We start from the raw sequence: 16,588 nt of genomic DNA, 5'->3' as shown, positions 1-16,588 counted from the left end.
TGTGCGTCTCGTCCGGTCTATGTGCGCAGGTTAGGGGGACACCATGGCTGGCACTTACACCGATCCGCGCGATCGTTCTTTCATCGCCGACAGCAATGCGAAGTTGCTGAAAGATGTCGATGCCGACTACGCCGCGCTCGGCGCGATCCTGAGTCGTCGTGGCATCGACATCGATGCAGTGACCGCGACGGTCGCGAACTTCGGCGTCGCCATTCCTTCGTGGGGCGTCGGTACCGGTGGCACTCGATTCGCGCGCTTCCCCGGCAAAGGTGAACCACGCAATGTGTTCGAGAAGCTCGAGGACTGCGCGGTCATTCATAGCCTGACCGGCGCGACGCCCACGGTCTCGCTGCACTTACCCTGGGATTACACCGAAGACATGCCGGCCCTTCGACAGCGAGCGACCGCGCTCGGGCTGGGCTTCGATGCGGTCAACTCGAACACGTTTCAGGATCGTCCCGGTCAAAAGCTTTCTTATAAGTTTGGCAGTCTCACGCACACCGACGCGGCCGTTCGTGCGCAGGCGGTAGAGCATAACGTCGACTGTATACGAATCGGTCAGTTGCTCGGCTCGAAGGCGCTGACGGTCTGGATCGGCGACGGCGCGAACTTTCCCGGTCAGCAACATCTGGGTCGTGCGTTCGAGCGTTATCTCGAATCGACCGCGAAGATCTACGCCGCCCTGCCGGCAGACTGGCGCATGCTCATCGAGCACAAAATGTATGAGCCGGCGTTCTACGCCACGGTGATTCAGGATTGGGGCAGCTCGCTGCTCGCTGCGCAGACGTTGGGCCCGAAGGCGTTTTGCCTGGTCGACCTCGGTCATCACGCGCCGAATGTGAACATCGAGATGATCGTCTCACGCCTGGTGCATGCCCGCCGGCTCGGCGGTTTCCATTTCAACGATTCGAAGTACGGCGACGACGATCTGGACACCGGCTCGATCGATCCGTACCGGCTGTTTCTGATCTTCAACGAGCTGGTCGATGCGCAGTGGCGCAAGGTGCCGGACTTCCAGCCGGCGCACATGCTGGATCAGTCCCACAACGTCACTGATCCCATCGAGAGCCTGATGACCAGCGCCATCGAGCTGCAGCGGGCTTATGCGCAGGCGCTGCTGGTCGATCGGCAGGTACTTGCCGATTATCAGCAGGACAACGATGCGTTGATGGCGGCACAGACGTTGAAGCGCGCCTTCACCACCGATGTGCAGCCCATTCTCGCTCGCGCCCGTTTGCAAAAAGGTGCCGCCGTGGATCCTGTAAGCGCTTACCGTCGCAGTCAGTATCGACTCGCGTGTGCGGATCAGCGTCCCGCGGCCCAGAACTTTGGCGGCGGAATTGTGTGATTGTCGGCCGGAGCACGCGCTGAGCGCGCTCCCATTCAACGCTTCGTCGCATTAGCTGCTCCCAGTCGCCTGTTTCTCGGCTATATACTCCCGCCGCCGAAAGCAGTGTGGATTGCCATCGCTTGCGAACCGTCGTCGTCACCCGCTACGTCACTCCTTTGCGCGAAGGCGGCTCCGTCCCCGCCATCGTCGAAGCCGATGACGAAGGCATGTATGTCATCAAATGGCGGGGCGCCGGGCAGGGACCGAAAGCATTGATCGCCGAGCTGGTGGCCGGCGAGATCGGTCGTGCCGCCGGCTTGCCCATCCCCGAGGTCGTGTTGATCGAGCTCGATCCGGATCTGGCGCGCACCGAGCCCGATGTCGAGATCCAGGAACTGATTCGCGCCAGCGCCGGGCTCAACGTGGCGCTCGATTATCTGCCCGGTGCGATCACGTTCGATCCAGTGGTGTTTCAGCCCGACGCTCAGCTGGCCTCAAAGATCGTCTGGTTCGACGCGTTCGTCACCAACGTCGATCGCACGGCGCGTAATACCAACATGCTGGTCTGGCATCGGCAGCTGCGCCTGATCGATCACGGCGCCGCTTTGTATTTTCATCACTCCTGGGCGCAATATCTGGAACGGAGTCGGGATGCGTTTCCCATGATTCGCGATCATGTGCTGTTGCCGTTCGCCAATGCGCTCGATGAAGCGCACGAGTTCATGCTCTCCCGCATCACCCCGGACGTCGTTCGTGACATCGTCGCGCTGATTCCCGATGCGTTGTTACGAGGCGATGCCACTTTCTCCAGCGCCGCCGAGTATCGAAGTGCATACGCGGAATATCTGTTGCGACGCCTGGAGTCGCCGCACCTGTTCTTCGTGGAGGTGAAGCGTGCGCGCTCCGTGCTCGTATGACTACGCCATCATTCGCGTCGTCCCTCGGGTCGAGCGCGAAGAGTTCGTGAACGTCGGCGTGATCGTTTCCTGTCCGGCGCTGGATTATCTGGCCGCGCGCATCGAGCTCGACGAGGCGCGTTTGCTGGCCTTCGCACCGGGCGTGGATATCGACCTGGTCCGTGAAAATCTCGCCAGCATTCCGGCCATCTGCGCCGGCTCCGGCCCGATCGGCCGGCTGACCCTGCGGGAGCGCTTCCATTGGCTGGTCGCGCCGCGAAGTACGATGATTCAGACGTCCTCGGTGCACACGGGCCGCAGCGACGATCCGTCCCGGCTGCTGGAGCAGTTACTGCAGAAGATGGTGCGCTCGGGCGGGCGCTGACGGCTCTACTTATTGGTCATAAGCGGTCTTTTAGGCCTAAAATCGCTGTGAAATAGTGTGTTTCCTGCGGATTCTCCGCTGGATGTGTACACTCGCGCGCCTTTCCGCCGTTCCGCGCCCGCGAAGTCCGAGGTTTCCTTGCCCGCTCCTTCCGATCAGACCCCGGGCGAAAGCCCGACTTTTAGTGACCTCGCCCTGGGCGATGCCGTGCTCAAGGCGTTGCAGGACGTGGGCTACGAGTCGCCTTCGCCCATCCAGGCCGCGACCATTCCTCATCTGCTCGAAGGTCGCGACGTGGTGGGTCAGGCCCAGACGGGCACCGGCAAGACCGCCGCATTCGCGCTGCCCATCCTCACCAAGATCGACATGGACGAGACCGTGCCTCAGGCGCTGGTCCTCGTGCCGACGCGCGAGCTGGCGATCCAGGTCGCCGAGGCGTTCCAGAAGTACGCCACTTACATGAGGGGATTTCATGTACTCCCCGTGTACGGCGGGCAGAGCTACACGCCTCAGCTTCAGAGCCTGCGCCGGGGTGTGCATGTGGTCGTAGCGACCCCGGGTCGGGCGATGGATCACATCAAGCGCGGCACGCTCAATTTGTCGTCGCTGAAGCATCTGGTGCTGGATGAGGCCGATGAGATGCTGCGCATGGGATTCATCGACGATGTCGAATGGATTCTGGAGCAGATTCCGGCCGAGCGTCAGATCGCGCTGTTCTCCGCCACCATGCCGACTCAGGTGCGCCGGATCGCTCAACAACACTTGCGTGAGCCTGCCGAAGTCACGATTAAAAGTAAGACGACCACCGCGAGCCAGATCCGGCAGCGCTACTGGCTCGTCAGCGGCATGCACAAGCTCGATGCGCTCACTCGAATTCTCGAGGCTGAGGCGTTCGACGCGATGATCGTGTTCGCGCGGACCAAGATTGCGACTGAGGATCTGGCGCAGCGGTTGTCGGCTCGCGGTTTTTCTGTCGAGGCGCTGAATGGCGATATCGCTCAACAGCAGCGTGAGCGGACGATTGCGCGGTTGAAGGCCGGGCAGATCGATATTGTCGTCGCGACTGACGTCGCTGCTCGCGGGCTGGACGTTGAGCGCGTCAGTCACGTTGTCAATTACGATGTTCCTTACGATCCTGAGTCGTATGTCCATCGCATTGGACGCACCGGCCGGGCGGGGCGCAGCGGCGAGGCGATTTTGTTTATCGCTCCTCGTGAAAGAAACATGCTCCGCGTGATCGAGCGTACTACCCGGCAGAGCGTCGAGCAGATGCAGATGCCGACGATCGAGGATGTGAATGAGCGTCGCGTCGCCAAATTCAATGAGAAATTGACGGCGGCGATTGCGGCGAATGCGGGTCAGGCGTTCATGCCGCTGATCGAGAGTTATGAGCGGGATAACAATGTCCCCGCTCTCGAGATCGCCGCTGCGTTGGCCAGCATTGCACAGGGTGCTACTCCGTTGTTGCTCGAGCCGCAGGTGCGCTCGAACCGTGAGCCCTGGTCGCCTGAGGGTTCGGACGATCGTGCCCCTCGTCGCGAACGCGCCCCGCGGCCGGATCGAGCCGCACGCAATGAGAAGTATGCGAAGCGCGAGCGCGATCTGCGTGGGCGAGAGGAGGGGTCTTCGCAGCCCGCGTGGTCCAGCTCGGAAGAAGCGGACGACGCTGTCGCTCGTCCTGAACGCGCTCCGCGCTCGGAATGGACGCCTCGTGACGATCGAGGCTCGCGACAGCGCGAGGCCGGTTCGGAATGGGCACCACGTGAAGACAGAACCTCTCGCTCGGAGTGGAAGCCTCGTGAAGACAGATCCTCGCGAGAGCAAGGCGCTCCTCGCGAAGAAGGGACCTCGCGACAACGAGGGTCCCGAGATCAAGATGCTCGCTCCGAACGGGCGCCTCGTGAAGAAAGGCCTTCGCGACAGCGAAAGACCTGGTCGGACGCGGAGGGCGAGTCGGCCGGGCGTTCCGAGCGGAATGAGTGGCAGGAAGAGGTTGTCACTTCCGACTATGTCGCCGGCTTTTGGAAATCACCGAGCGATCCCTCGGCCCCCGCCGAACAGGGCCCCAAGCCCCTGAATCGCCGCGAACGCCGCGCCCTCGAGCGCGCCGAGCGCGAACGACTCGCAGCTGGCGGCGAAGCCGGCGCTGGAGGCGCAGTCGCCGCTGAAGGTGAAGTTGCAGGCAGAGGCGCAGTCGCCGCTGAAGGTGAAGTCGCCGGCCGAGGCGAACGCATAGGCATAGGCGAAGTCGCGGGCCGAGGCGAACGCATAGGCATAGGCGAAGTCGCGGGCGAAGGCGGAGGCGTAGGCAGAAACGAAGTCGCACGCGGAGGAGACGTCGCAGGTGGCGGTGAAGTCGCCGCGAATGTCGGCACGAGCGAAAGTGGCGACACCGGTGCTGTCGGCGAAGAAGCCGCGGCTGCTCGTGAAGCCACGCGTTCTGTGCGCGACGAAGACCGTCCGCGCGAAGAAAGCTCGCGTGAGCACCGGCCTTCCGCAGACGAAGCTCGGCCGCGAAAGCGTGCCGAGTCGCGTGACTTCAATGAAGGCGAGCGGCCCCGCAAGCGAGCGGAGGCGCGCGACTTTGGGGACGTTCGATCGGAGCGACGTGGGCCGGCGCGTGACTTTGGGGGCGAGGAGCGCCCGCGAGGGCGCGGGCAGGATCGTGACTTCAGCAGCGACGAGCGACGTCCCCGGCGTGGGGACGAGGAAGTCGAAACGTATCGTATCGAAGTCGGCCACGATCATGGCGTGAAGCCAGGCAACATCGTGGGCGCGATCGCCAACGAGGTCGGCCTCGAAGGGAGGCACATCGGTCGCGTGGTGATCCAGGACGATCACAGCTTCGTCGATCTGCCCGCCGGCATGCCCAAGGACGTCTTTCTCCAGCTGCAGAAAGTCCGCGTCGCCGGCCAGCCGCTCCAGATCAGCCGGGCCCTGAAAACCCACGTGGAAAAGCTCCGACGCGACCGTCCGGCGGGGCCGAAATTCCGTAAGCAGACCGATTCCAGAGGTCCCCGCTCCAGCGCCCGCCCGCCGCGCGACCCCAAGCGACGCCGCTGACAACAGCGGCTCTGCGACACTCCAAAAAGCAAAAAAGGCCTGCAAATACAGGCCCAAACGCACCGACCAACCAGCCGGTCGGTGCGTGCCTCAGTCCACTCTCCGCCCATAAGAAACATCGGCAATGTTTCCTCCGCCCGGACGGCGACGTCTGGATACAGCGACGTTGCCGCTATTCGCCGACAGGATTGAGGATCTGCCGGGGGTGGTTATGCTCCATCCCGCGTCGAGTCATTGGGTGCCTCTCCGATGGGTAAGGGGCCGCGAAAGCGCGAAACTGGCATCCACTGATCAATTAGAAGGGTTCGTAAGGAAAGCGAACGCCGCAGCGGGTCGAGGAAGTTGAAGCTTCTCGTCTGACTGAAATCCTGTGACAGCCGTGCCGGCTGTGCGTGTGAGTGCGCGCAGTCATCGGCGGTCACAACCTCGGATGGAATAAATCGAGGCTCGCTACCGTCAAGGGCAAACCCGTCGAAAGTCGGGGACGCAAAGCAACCGGTCTAAAGGGCTCACGCCCGATGACAGCGGGGCTGCCAAATTAGCGAGAGCAAACCGTGCCAGCGAGGCACGGGTGTTCTATGTGTACGCGAGTACACCGATGATTTGTCAGGTCGCCTCACAGTGACCGCGTCGCCCTTGGAAATTCACGTCGTGTGCGTAAGCGCCCGGCAGAAGTAACAAGGGTTATCAGATGCAGAAGGCGAATGTCGGCAAGTGGGTGCAGCGTGGCGGTTTGTTTGCGCTGGTGATGACGGGCCTCATGACCGCGGGCTGCGGTGGCGGCGGTGGTGGTGGTGGCAGCGGCACGAGCGCGAGCGCCAACAGCGCCAGTGGTTCCAACACGGCGCCGAAGATTTCAGGCACGGCGAGCACAACGGCCAGCGTCGGCAGCGCGTACTCCGCGACTCCGCAGGCAACGGACGCCGATGGCGACACGCTTGCCTTCTCGATCGAGAACAAGCCGGCTTGGGCGAATTTCAACACCGCCACGGGCGCGCTCACCGGCACGCCGACCGCGGCAGCCACGTTTGCAAACATCGTGATCACCGTCAGCGACGGTAAGACGACGGCTTCGTTGCCGGCCTTCTCGATCACCGTGGGCGCCGCCGGCTCGAGTGCCGGTTCCGATTCCAGCGCCGCGCCGTCCGAAGCTGTGGCTTCCGGCCCGAATGTGGCGCTGTCCTGGAACGTGCCGACGCAGACGGTCGACGGCGAGACGTTGCAGAACCTCGCGGGCTATCGCATTCACTACGGCACGAATCAGAACGCGATGGTGAATTCCATCGAAGTGCCGAGCGCCGGCTCGAACACCTACACGGTGCAGAACCTGAAGGCGGGCACGACGTATTACTTCGCGGTGCGCGCCATCACTTCGGATGGTGACGAGAGCGAGATCTCGAACGTGATCTCCCGCGTGATCGGCTGATTCATCGACTGCATCGTCAGCTGACGATGAGGGCTGGCGTCTTCGTGACGCCAGCCCTTTTTCTTTTTAGTTGGCGGCGGCGCCGGCCACATAACGGTCGACTTCGCGACCGAGCAATTCCAGCGGCACGCTGCCGGTCCGCAGTACGACGTTGTGGAATTGTTGAGGCGACCACTTATCGCCGAGCGCGGCGCGAGCCCGATCCCGCAGCTCGAGAATCTGCAGCTGGCCGATCATGTAAGAGCAGGCCTGCCCCGGAAACACGACGTAACGATCGACCTCGCTCGCTTCCAGGCCGTAGTCGATGGCCTGCTGACGCGTCCACTTCTTGGCGTGCAAGCCCGTGTCCACGACCAGCCGGCGAGCGCGGAACAACTGCGCGTCCAGCATGCCCAGCAATCCTTCCGGATCGCCCTCATACCAACCATTCTCGGCGACCAGTTTCTCCGCATAGAGCGCCCAGCCTTCGGACAGCGCGGAGATCCCGCCCAACACACGTGCCTGGCGGAACTTTGGAAGATCCGTGTTTTCCTGCTCGAGCGCGATCTGGAAGTGATGACCCGGCACGGTCTCGTGATACACCAGCGTGCGCAGACCGAACTTCGTCATGCGTTGCGGACGCAGCGGCATCTGGAAAATCGCCGAGCGCGAGCCATCGAGCGGCGCTCGATTGTAGTTCGCAGCGGCGCTGGCCTCGCGGAAGCGAGGGAACGGTTGTGCGACGACCGGTGACTTGGGCTGCAAATCGAACAACGTCGGGCTGCGCTTGAGCGCGTCGGCAATCATGCCGTCGATGTCGCGCATGATGGCGGCACGACTCGAGTCAGACGTCGGGTCCGGATAAGCCAGGTCTTCCCGCAGCTTTGCCGACCGCGCCGCCACTGAGCCTTCGGTGCGACCGAGCTTGCGGAAGATTGCATCCATCTCGCCTTCGATGCGCGCGACCTGTTGCAAGCCGATCTGATGAATCTCCTCGGCCGTGAGCTTCGTGGTCGTGAAGCGGCCGAGCGCGTATGCGTAAGCCTGATCGCCGCCTTCGAAGCGCCACAAGCCGGCATCGTTCGTGGTCTTCGGCAACAGGCTTTCGAGCAAGGCAATCGCACGATGCCACGATGGATACACCTGCTCAGTGACGATGCGAGTCGCCTGCGCTTGCAGCTCCGAGCGCTGCGCGGAGCTGAGCCCTTCGATGGTTTGAATGCGTTGAGCGAACGCGGTGACCAGCGGGTTCTGCGCCGGCGCCACATCGCTGAAGCTGCGCATCGATTTGAGCGTCGATTCCACGATGAAGCGCGGCGGCACCATCTTGCGGGTGACGAGCTGCTTGGCTTCGGCCACCGCTTCATCCATGCGCGGGCCGATGAGCTTCATGCGCGTCACGTAGTTGGTCGCGTCCGACGGCTTCACCAACGGATGACGCAGCGTGAAGGTCTCGACCAGCCCGACGTTGGCGCCGTTGAACTGTTCCAGCGGAAAGTCATAGTCGAGGAACGCTTCGCTGGCCGCGACCTGCTCGAGCTGCCATTGCATCAGCTCGGCGGACACCCGCTGCGATTCATTCATCTTGCTACGATCGAATTTCGCCAGATCGGCGAGGCCGCGCTTGGCGCGCTTGATGCGCTCGAGCGTATAGGCGCGGGTACGCGGCGTGAGCTGCTGTTCGAGCTGGGCCTGTTCCTCGCCGGAGAAATAGCGCGAACTGGTGGCGAGGTCGGGATCGGCGCGCACCCATTCATCGGTGAAGCGGGCGAAGAACGCGTCGACGGTGGAACGACTGGCCTGGTTGGCCTGCGCCAGTGCCAGACACGGCAGCAACAATGTGTATGCAAGTACGAATAGCAGTTTCGGTCTCTGCATATTTTCCCCTTCAGCTAAGGCCGGCCCCGAAAATCGGCGGTCACGATGCCATAATGAGCCGGGCTTGTCACAGCGCCGGCCGCTGGTTCGTCTAGTCCGGTCAGGCTGCGTCTTCGTGAATCATGAGTGCCAATCCAACCGCCACCGCCACTGCTTTCGCCGCCGAGCGCACGCGTCTGCTCGGCATTGCCTATCGCATGCTCGGCTCGCGGGCTGACGCCGAGGATGTATTGCAGGACGCATGGTTGCGCTGGAGCGAATCGGACAATTCCGACGTACGGTCGACGCAGGCTTGGTTGACCACCATCGTCACCCGGTTGTCGATCGATCGGTTGCGCTCGGTGAAAGCACAGCGCGAGGTCTACATCGGACCGTGGTTGCCCGAGCCGCTGGCCGAGATCGATTCAGTGACGCCTGAATCCAAGGCGGAGCTGGCGAGCGAGCTGTCGCTGGCTTTTTTGAGCCTGCTCGAACGGCTCGGTCCGGACGAGCGCGCCGCCTTTGTCTTGCACGATGCTTTCGATTGCGACTATGACGATATCGCCGACGTGCTCGGCAAAAGCGCGGCGGCCTGCCGGCAGCTGGTGCATCGGGCGCGTGAGCGGGTCATGGCTGAGCGTCAGCGTTTCAAGGTGGACGAGCAGACGCGGCGGCGCATGCTCGAACGATTCATCGAAGTGGCCAATGCCGGCGACCTGCCGGCCATGAAGGCACTGTTCGCGACGGACGCCCACCTGATTTCCGACGGCGGCGGCCGGGCGGTCGCGGCGCGCCGTATTCTGCATGGCGCCGAGCGCATCGTTCTGCTGTTCAAGATGATCTTCCAACGTCGCGGCGCTCTGGAAGTCGACCGGCGCATCGTGCGGGTGAACGGCGAGCTGGGCGTGGCCACGTCGTTCAGGGGCCAGCTGCACTCGGTCACGACCTTCGACACCGACGGCCAGCGCATCTACGCGTACTACTCGGTCGCCAATCCGGACAAGCTCGGCGCCTTCCTGCCACACGCCTGATTTTTTGCGCCGGGCTGTCACAGTCCGGCGAGCTCGCTCGTCTAGGGGGTGCAAACACCTTTTATGGAGTGAGAGCATGAGTCAGCAGCGTCCGTTCAATTTCATGAAGCATCCCGACATCTTCAAGGCCATGTCGGGCCTGAGCGCCGGCTTCGAGCATTCCACGCTGGAACATTCCGTGATCGAGCTGGTGAAGCTGCGGGCGTCGCAGATCAATGGCTGCGGTTTCTGCGTCGACATGCACAGCAAGGATGCCCGTCTGGAAGGCGAGACCGAGCAGCGGCTCTATTTGTTGAGCGTGTGGCGCGAGGCGCCGGGCTTGTACAGCGCTCGCGAGCAAGCCGCGCTGGCCTGGGCCGAGGCGGTGACCAAGCTGGAAAACCAGCATGTTCCGGACGCGGTGTATGACCAGGCGCGTGCTCAGTTCAGCGATGAAGAGCTGGCGCGGCTGACCCTGGTGGTCGTTTCCATCAACGGCTGGAATCGTTTCAATATCGCGTTCAACGTCCCGGCCGGCAATTACAAGGCGGGCAGCCTCAAGGCGATGCGCGCCCAGGCGTCCTGAAGCGGTTCGTCCCGCTTACCCCAAAACTAGGGCCGGACAGCCATGTGGCGACTACACTCGCCCCATGGCTGTCGTTTCCTCTGCGCCTGTTGTTGAAGCCCGTCGCGGCCTGATCGCCGCGATTTCACCCGGGCGCATGCTGCTTTGGCTGTGGGCGGCGTTCTGGCTGATCATGATCCTGGTCGCCCTCCAGGACAGCCTGCATAACCCCTATATCGCGTGGTGGGAGCCGCTGCTTTGGGAAGGCTCCTCGTGCCTCGGCGCGACCGCGTGGCTGCTTTGGCAGCGTCGTAACAAGCAGCGATTCGCGCCGTATCTCGATCAACCGTTGCAATGGTTCGGGCGGCATTTGCTTTGGTTGCCGCTGCTGGCGGTGACGTTCATTGGTTTCGTGTATGGGGTGCGTCATGCGGTCTATGCGCTGCTGGGCGGCGCGTATAACCATGAGTCGTGGCTGTTCGTCGTTGGCTATGAGTCGCTGAAGCTGTTGTTGTTCTCCGGGCTGTGGCTCGGGATTATTTTTGGCTTCGATTCGTTCGAGCAGTGGCAGGCGCAGAAGCGCCATCTGCTGGAGCTGCAGAAGTCGCTGGCCGAGGCCCAGCTGTCTCAGCTCAAGGCGCAATTGCGGCCGCATTTCTTTTTCAATGCGCTGAATACCATCTCGGCGCTCATGCATGTGGATGTGGAGCGTGCCGATCGCATGCTCGCGCGGCTCGGCGATTTGCTTCGGGTCAGTTTACAGATCAACGATCGGGAGATGACGACGTTGCGCGAGGAAGTGCGCACGCTGGAGCTCTTCGCTCAGATCATGCAAGAGCGCTTTGCGGATCGGGTCACTCTGCAGTGGCATGTCGACGCTGCGTTGCTCGATGCGCAGGTGCCGATGCTGCTCGTGCAGCCGCTGTTGGAGAACGCGTTCAAGCATGGGGTCGAGCGCAGTGTCGGGCCGGTGAGCATTGAGATCGTTGCGCGGCGAGAGAGCGAGCAGTTGGTGCTGGAGATCCGAAACACGGGTTATCGCCACACGGATTCGTCGGATGCATCGATGCCTGTCGACTTGGAGTCGAACTTGTCAGTGGGTTACCGTGAAGGGGTTGGGCTGCGGAACTGTCGTGAACGACTGAAAGTGATTTACGGCGATCGTGCGACGTTGCAGTTGATGGGTGATGGCGAGTCGGTGGTCGCGAAAGTGACCTTGCCGGAGCGGCCGGCGTGATTCGCGTGCTCGTCGCGGATGATGAGTCGCCAGCGCGGGACAAGCTGCAGCGCTGGCTCGGCGAACTGAGTGACATTGAAGTCGTCGCTCGTTCGGAGGATGGATTGCAGGCCGCGGCTTCTATCGAGCAGCTGCGGCCGGATGTGGCGTTTCTGGATATTCAGATGCCCGAGCTCAGCGGCCTCGAAGTGGCGGCGCAGTTGGAGCAGGAGACGGCGCCGCTGATCGTCTTTGTCACTGCGTACGATGAGCACGCGGTGAAGGCGTTCGATCTGAACGCGGTCGATTATTTGCTCAAGCCGTATGATAAGGAACGTCTGCTCAAAGCCGTCGCGCGCGTTCGCGACCGCTTCGGTGACAAGCAATCGCGTGCGCCGGCGGTGGCTACTGCCAGGGCGCAGACGGGCTCGAGCGAGCGATTGCTCGTGCCGGAAGGGGAGCGGTTGCAGCTGATCGACAGTGGGTCTATCGATTGGCTGGAGGCGGACGACAACTACGTTCACGTGCACACCCCGAGCCGAAAGTATCTATTGCGGCGGACGCTGCAGGATCTGTTGGTGCAACTCGGTGAGCAGCGCTTCGCTCGCATTCATAAATCGGCGGCGGTGAATATCGCGGCGATCGCTTCGCTCACGCCGCTGTTCAAGGGCGACTACGAGATCTCACTCCGCAACGGTGTGGTGTTGCGGCTGAGTCGCCGCTACAAGGACGCGCTGTTCGCCCGCATGGGCCGCTGAAGTCCCGCTCGCCACACGGCTGTCGCCGGTGGCCACTCAGTCGCTGCGTCGCTGCGCTCCGCGCGCGACGATCGCCCCATCGCAGTAGCGTTGGGAGATCGACATGGAACAGGTCATGATCGTCAGCAAAGAAGGTCAGCGCTCGCTCAGTCCGAGCAAGACCCTTTCACCCGAATTCAGCTTGCCTTGCCCAGAAGCGGGCCGCTCGGCCTCGCTCGCATCCGGCCCAGATCCGGGTGGCGCTATATCACATGCGTCGGCTGTTCGAGCCGGCGAGCGTTACGACTTCCTCGATTGGTTACGGGTTATTGCCATTTTCGTCCTGCTCTTCTTCCACACCGGCATGATCTTCGTCGGCTGGGGCTGGCATGTGATGAACGATCAGCGCATCGAATCGCTGGTGATTCCCATGGACATCTCACATCGCCTCCGCATGCCGCTGCTATTCGTCATCGCCGGCGCCGGCATGTGGTTCGCGCTCCAGCGCCGCACTGGCGCGCAGCTATTGAAAGAGCGAACCGTGCGACTGGTCTTCCCACTGATCATCGGCATGTTCCTGATCGTCCCGCCGCAGGTCTTCTACGAGCGGTTATTCCAAGGCCAGTGGCACGGCAGCTTCCTGCAATTCTTCTGGGAGCGCACGCTGCAGTTCCGCCCTTATCCCGCAGGCGATTTCAGCTGGCACCACCTGTGGTTCATCGTCTATCTCTATGTCTACGTCCCACTGCTCCTACCCCTGATGATCTGGTGGCGGAACCGAGCGGACAAACTAAACGCAGGGGCTTGGCTGTACGCGCTGGCCCTGCCGCTCGCAATCAATGAAGCGCTCCTCAAGCCACTCTTTCCGGAAGCGCACAGTCTCATCAACGACTGGTACGTCTTCAATCACTACTTGTTGTTGACGGTCTACGGGTACGTGCTCGCGTCAACGAAGGGCAGCTGGCAGTGGTTCGCCGAGCGGCGGCACCAGTTCGCGATTGGCGGCATCGCCCTGTACGTCATTGCGACGGTGTTGTTCGAACAGGGCCTCATACATCGCGACACACCGACGGATGCATTCGTCGCCAATATCTTCACCTGGTGGTGCTTGATGGCCTTCCTGGGCTACGGCTATCGCCATCTGTCGTTCTGCAATCCATTACTGCGGTGGGCGCGCGACGCGAGCTACCCGGTTTATATCCTGCATCAGACCCTCATCGTCGCCATCGGCTACTACGTGGTGCAAACCTCCTGGAGCCCGTGGACCAAGTACTGGGCCGTGCTGATCGCGACGCTGGGCAGCTGCGGTCTGCTTTACGAGCTGATCGTCCGACGTTTCGGTGTCACCCGGTTCGTTTTCGGAATGAAACGCCGCGCTGCGCCGTCGCAGCCGGTCGTGAGTGCGGAGCGAGGCTCGGCGGTGGTTTGATTTGGGCCCGGGACGGATGCATAGTCGCGCCGAACTCACAAGGAACTGGCCGTGCTCAACTCCGTCCGCGTCGCTGCGATCGCCTTGCCTCTATTGATTGCGACGACGCCGTCGCTGGCCGCCGGCCGTACCATGGCCGACGTGCTGGCGGCATCGAAGCCGTCGGACTGGAGGCCGCTGGATCCGAACAACACGCTGTACATGGACTTGCCGAGCGGGCGTGTGGTCATCGAGTTGCAGCCCGACTTCGCGCCCAAGCATGCCGCCAATCTTCGGGCGCTGGCTCGCGCCAGGTATTTCGACGGTCTGGCCATCACGCGTTCGCAAGACAACTACGTGGTGCAATGGGGCGAGTCGGGCGCCAAGAAGCCCATGGGTGAAGCGAAGGCAGCCCTGCCGCCGGAGTTCACGCGTCCGGCCGCCGGGTTGAACTTCACGGTGCTGCCCGATCCCGACACTTACGCTGCCCAAACGGGTTGGGTGAATGGCTTTGCGGCAGCTCGGGATTCCGCGAAAGGCTCGGCGTGGATGGTCCATTGCTACGGCGTGGTCGGCGCCGGTCGCGATAACGACGTGAACAGCGGCAGCGGCGCCGAGCTGTATGTGACCACGGGAATTGCTCCACGACTGCTCGATCGAAACATCACCGTGGTCGGGCGGGTGGTGCAGGGCATGGAGCTGTTGTCGGTTATGCCTCGCGGCAAGGGCACGATGGGCTTCTATCAAACGCCCGAGGAGCGCACGCCGATTACACAGATTCGGGTCGCGGCCGACGTGCCCGAAGCGGAGCGTGCCAGGCTCGAGGTGTTGAGGACGGATACGCAAACGTTCACAGATCTGGTGGAGTCGCGACGTAATCGGCAGGATGAGTGGTACAAGGTCCCGGCCGGTCGCATCGATGTTTGTAACGTGCCGCTGCCGGTCCGCAAGGAGAAATCATAATCATGGCCGACGACTTCGACTCCCGCCGTCCGCGCCGCTGGCTCAGGCGCCTGCTGATCTGGGCGCTGGTGCTGCTCATCGTGCTGGGCGGCGCGTGGACCTGGTTTGCCCTGAACTGGTCCTACTCCGAAGGCGAGCGCGCCGGCATTCTGCAAAAGTTCTCCCGCAAGGGCTGGATCTGCAAGACCTACGAGGGCGAACTGGCGCTGTATATCGTCGGTGGCGTGGCGCCGCAGATCTGGCACTTCAGCACCCGCGATCCGAAGCTGGCGGAGGAGCTGACCAAGAACGTCGGTCGGGACATGCGGCTGCAGTACTCGGAGCATCGCGGCGTACCGACCAACTGCTTTGCCGAGACTCCGTACTTTGCGAGCGGCTTCACGGTGATCCAACGTTAGGAGGACTGTCATGAGCACCGTCTATGATTTCTCTGCGAACAGCCTCGACGGTAAGCCGGTTCAGCTGAGCGACTACTCGGGCAAGGTATTGCTGGTGGTGAACACCGCCAGTAAGTGCGGCTTCACGCCGCAGTACGAAGGACTCGAGGCGCTTTACAAGCAGTATCGCGACCGGGGCCTGGCCGTGCTGGGCTTTCCCTGCAATCAGTTCGGCGCGCAGGAGCCGGGCAGCGCCGACGAAATCGGGGCCTTCTGTCAAAAGAACTATGGCGTCAGCTTCCCCATGTTCGAGAAAATCGACGTGAACGGCGATGCGGCCCATCCGCTGTATCGCTGGCTGAAGAGTAACGCCAAGGGCCTGCTCGGCAGCGAAGCCATCAAATGGAACTTCACCAAGTTCCTGATCGACCGCAACGGTCAGGTCGTCGATCGGTTCGCGCCCACCACCAAGCCCGAAGACCTGAAGTCCAAAGTCGAGGAATTGCTGTAGATGAGTTCGATCCGGAACACAGCGTCGCGTTGGATGGCGACGCTGGCCGTCCTTGCGTGGCCGTTGGCGTCGCAGGCCGAGCAGAAGCCGCTCTGGGAAGCAGGGCTTGGCATTGGCGCGATGGCATTTCCGGACTATCGCGGCTCGGACGAGGTCAACGCTTATCCGGTGCCGCTGCCGTATTTCGTGTATCGCGGCAAGTTTCTGAAAGCCGATCGCGAAGGCTTGCGTGGCGAGCTGTTCGACAAGCGTTATCTCGAGCTGAGCTTCAGCATGAACGCCACCATTCCGGTGAGCAGCGACGACAACGATGCGCGCCAGGGCATGCCGAATCTGCGACCGACGCTGGAGTTCGGCCCGTCGCTCGATGTGCACCTGTGGCGCTCGTACGATACGACCATGAAACTCGATCTGGTGATGCCGCTGCGTTTGCCGATCACATTGGAAAGCTCGCCCAAAACGCTGGGCTGGAATTTCTCGCCGCGCCTGAATCTGGACATCGAGAATGTCGGCGGCTTCGAGGGCTGGAATTTCGGCGTCGGCGCCGGGCCGCTGTTTGGCGCGGCTCAGTATCACGAATATTTCTATTCCGTCGCGCCGCGCTTTGCGACCGCTGAGCGCCGTGCCTACGACGCTCGCGGCGGTTATTCAGGAACGCATTTCATTGCGGCCATTTCCAAGCGCTTCCCGGGCTACTGGGTTGGCGCTTACATGCGCTACGACAATCTGAGTAACGCGGTGTTCGAAGACAGCCCGCTGGTCCGGCAGCAGAACTATCTCACCGGCGGCCTCGGCATCGCCTGGATGATCGGCAAGTCCAAGCGACTGGTCGATGTGGACGAAGACGAAGTCGCCGAGTGAGCTA

At 62.3% G+C, this 16,588-nt stretch carries 15 protein-coding genes, 1 pseudogene and 1 riboswitch; of the genes and pseudogenes, 15 read left to right on the top strand and 1 reads right to left on the bottom strand.

Annotated elements, in window-relative coordinates:
- Window positions 1–43: 43 nt before the first annotated feature.
- From rhaI to ACFPN2_RS12575, 6 genes and pseudogenes are all read left to right on the top strand, one after another.
- Window positions 44–1,348, top strand: a complete 1,305-nt coding sequence (gene rhaI, locus ACFPN2_RS12600; protein WP_380596988.1) for an L-rhamnose catabolism isomerase — start codon at window positions 44–46, stop codon at window positions 1,346–1,348.
- Window positions 1,349–1,470: 122 nt separating this feature from the next.
- Window positions 1,471–2,247 carry a HipA family kinase gene (locus tag ACFPN2_RS12595; protein ID WP_380596986.1) on the top strand — a complete coding sequence of 259 codons (777 nt, stop codon included), beginning with the start codon at window positions 1,471–1,473 and terminating at the stop codon, window positions 2,245–2,247.
- Window positions 2,225–2,611, top strand: a complete 387-nt coding sequence (locus ACFPN2_RS12590; protein ID WP_380596984.1) for a DUF3037 domain-containing protein — start codon at window positions 2,225–2,227, stop codon at window positions 2,609–2,611. Before ACFPN2_RS12595 ends, ACFPN2_RS12590 begins: the two co-directional genes overlap by 23 nt.
- A 138-nt stretch (window positions 2,612–2,749) precedes the next feature.
- A pseudogene (locus tag ACFPN2_RS12585) lies at window positions 2,750–4,324 on the top strand (DEAD/DEAH box helicase); the annotation flags it as partial.
- 729 nt (window positions 4,325–5,053) lie between these two features.
- Window positions 5,054–5,674 (top strand): DbpA RNA binding domain-containing protein, encoded by a 621-nt coding sequence (locus ACFPN2_RS12580; RefSeq protein ID WP_380600118.1) that lies wholly within the window; start codon window positions 5,054–5,056, stop codon window positions 5,672–5,674.
- Window positions 5,675–6,125: 451 nt separating this feature from the next.
- Window positions 6,126–6,212: riboswitch (cyclic di-GMP riboswitch) on the top strand.
- 153 nt (window positions 6,213–6,365) lie between these two features.
- Window positions 6,366–7,100 carry a fibronectin type III domain-containing protein gene (locus ACFPN2_RS12575; protein WP_380596982.1) on the top strand — a complete coding sequence of 245 codons (735 nt, stop codon included), beginning with the start codon at window positions 6,366–6,368 and terminating at the stop codon, window positions 7,098–7,100.
- Between the two features lie 66 nt (window positions 7,101–7,166).
- On the opposite strand, the gene ACFPN2_RS12570 is transcribed toward ACFPN2_RS12575, so the two are convergent.
- Window positions 7,167–8,957: a DUF885 domain-containing protein gene (locus ACFPN2_RS12570; RefSeq protein ID WP_380596980.1), complete on the bottom strand. Its 1,791-nt coding sequence runs from the start codon at window positions 8,955–8,957 to the stop codon at window positions 7,167–7,169.
- Window positions 8,958–9,079: 122 nt separating this feature from the next.
- Here ACFPN2_RS12570 and sigJ point away from each other — a divergent pair, with 122 nt between their 5' ends.
- The 9 genes from sigJ (at window position 9,080) to ACFPN2_RS12525 (ending at window position 16,584) form a co-directional block, all read left to right on the top strand.
- The gene (gene sigJ / locus ACFPN2_RS12565; RefSeq protein ID WP_380596979.1) at window positions 9,080–9,967 is read left to right on the top strand and encodes an RNA polymerase sigma factor SigJ; all 888 of its coding nucleotides are present in this window, start codon (window positions 9,080–9,082) and stop codon (window positions 9,965–9,967) included.
- A 76-nt stretch (window positions 9,968–10,043) separates the two neighbouring features.
- Entirely contained in the window at window positions 10,044–10,532 is a 489-nt protein-coding gene (locus tag ACFPN2_RS12560) for a carboxymuconolactone decarboxylase family protein (protein WP_380596977.1), read from the top strand.
- Between the two features lie 64 nt (window positions 10,533–10,596).
- Window positions 10,597–11,748: a sensor histidine kinase gene (locus ACFPN2_RS12555; RefSeq protein ID WP_380596975.1), complete on the top strand. Its 1,152-nt coding sequence runs from the start codon at window positions 10,597–10,599 to the stop codon at window positions 11,746–11,748.
- Window positions 11,745–12,485 carry a LytR/AlgR family response regulator transcription factor gene (locus tag ACFPN2_RS12550; RefSeq protein ID WP_380596973.1) on the top strand — a complete coding sequence of 247 codons (741 nt, stop codon included), beginning with the start codon at window positions 11,745–11,747 and terminating at the stop codon, window positions 12,483–12,485. The genes ACFPN2_RS12555 and ACFPN2_RS12550 overlap by 4 nt, the downstream gene beginning before the upstream one ends.
- Before the next feature lie 103 nt (window positions 12,486–12,588).
- The gene (locus ACFPN2_RS12545) at window positions 12,589–13,893 is read left to right on the top strand and encodes an acyltransferase family protein (protein WP_380596971.1); all 1,305 of its coding nucleotides are present in this window, start codon (window positions 12,589–12,591) and stop codon (window positions 13,891–13,893) included.
- 51 nt (window positions 13,894–13,944) lie between these two features.
- Window positions 13,945–14,835 (top strand): peptidylprolyl isomerase, encoded by an 891-nt coding sequence (locus tag ACFPN2_RS12540; protein WP_380596969.1) that lies wholly within the window; start codon window positions 13,945–13,947, stop codon window positions 14,833–14,835.
- A 2-nt stretch (window positions 14,836–14,837) separates the two neighbouring features.
- Window positions 14,838–15,233 carry a hypothetical protein gene (locus tag ACFPN2_RS12535; RefSeq protein ID WP_380596968.1) on the top strand — a complete coding sequence of 132 codons (396 nt, stop codon included), beginning with the start codon at window positions 14,838–14,840 and terminating at the stop codon, window positions 15,231–15,233.
- A gap of 10 nt (window positions 15,234–15,243) precedes the next feature.
- On the top strand, window positions 15,244–15,723 hold the full coding sequence (locus tag ACFPN2_RS12530) for a glutathione peroxidase (protein ID WP_380596966.1): 480 nt from the start codon (window positions 15,244–15,246) through the stop codon (window positions 15,721–15,723).
- Complete coding sequence (locus tag ACFPN2_RS12525) at window positions 15,724–16,584, top strand: MipA/OmpV family protein (protein WP_380596964.1); 861 nt, start codon at window positions 15,724–15,726, stop codon at window positions 16,582–16,584. It begins immediately after the preceding gene.
- The last annotated feature ends 4 nt before the right edge of the window (window positions 16,585–16,588 follow it).

It is taken from the genome of Steroidobacter flavus, assembly GCF_042651805.1.
In the GTDB taxonomy this organism is placed as follows: Bacteria; Pseudomonadota; Gammaproteobacteria; order Steroidobacterales; family Steroidobacteraceae; genus Steroidobacter; species Steroidobacter flavus.
Note: the sequence above shows the minus strand (reverse complement) of the source record. Positions and strands in the feature narration are given on the sequence as shown.

Excerpts from the sequence above, each read along its gene's own strand:
- rhaI (WP_380596988.1), top strand. The coding sequence starts at position 44 with ATGGCTGGCACTTACACCGATCCGCGCGATCGTTCTTTCATCGCCGAC.
- ACFPN2_RS12575 (WP_380596982.1), top strand. The coding sequence starts at position 6,366 with ATGCAGAAGGCGAATGTCGGCAAGTGGGTGCAGCGTGGCGGTTTGTTT.
- ACFPN2_RS12570 (WP_380596980.1), bottom strand. The coding sequence starts at position 8,957 with ATGCAGAGACCGAAACTGCTATTCGTACTTGCATACACATTGTTGCTG.
- sigJ (WP_380596979.1), top strand. The coding sequence starts at position 9,080 with ATGAGTGCCAATCCAACCGCCACCGCCACTGCTTTCGCCGCCGAGCGC.
- ACFPN2_RS12560 (WP_380596977.1), top strand. The coding sequence starts at position 10,044 with ATGAGTCAGCAGCGTCCGTTCAATTTCATGAAGCATCCCGACATCTTC.
- ACFPN2_RS12555 (WP_380596975.1), top strand. The coding sequence starts at position 10,597 with ATGGCTGTCGTTTCCTCTGCGCCTGTTGTTGAAGCCCGTCGCGGCCTG.
- ACFPN2_RS12545 (WP_380596971.1), top strand. The coding sequence starts at position 12,589 with ATGGAACAGGTCATGATCGTCAGCAAAGAAGGTCAGCGCTCGCTCAGT.
- ACFPN2_RS12535 (WP_380596968.1), top strand. The coding sequence starts at position 14,838 with ATGGCCGACGACTTCGACTCCCGCCGTCCGCGCCGCTGGCTCAGGCGC.
- ACFPN2_RS12530 (WP_380596966.1), top strand. The coding sequence starts at position 15,244 with ATGAGCACCGTCTATGATTTCTCTGCGAACAGCCTCGACGGTAAGCCG.
- ACFPN2_RS12525 (WP_380596964.1), top strand. The coding sequence starts at position 15,724 with ATGAGTTCGATCCGGAACACAGCGTCGCGTTGGATGGCGACGCTGGCC.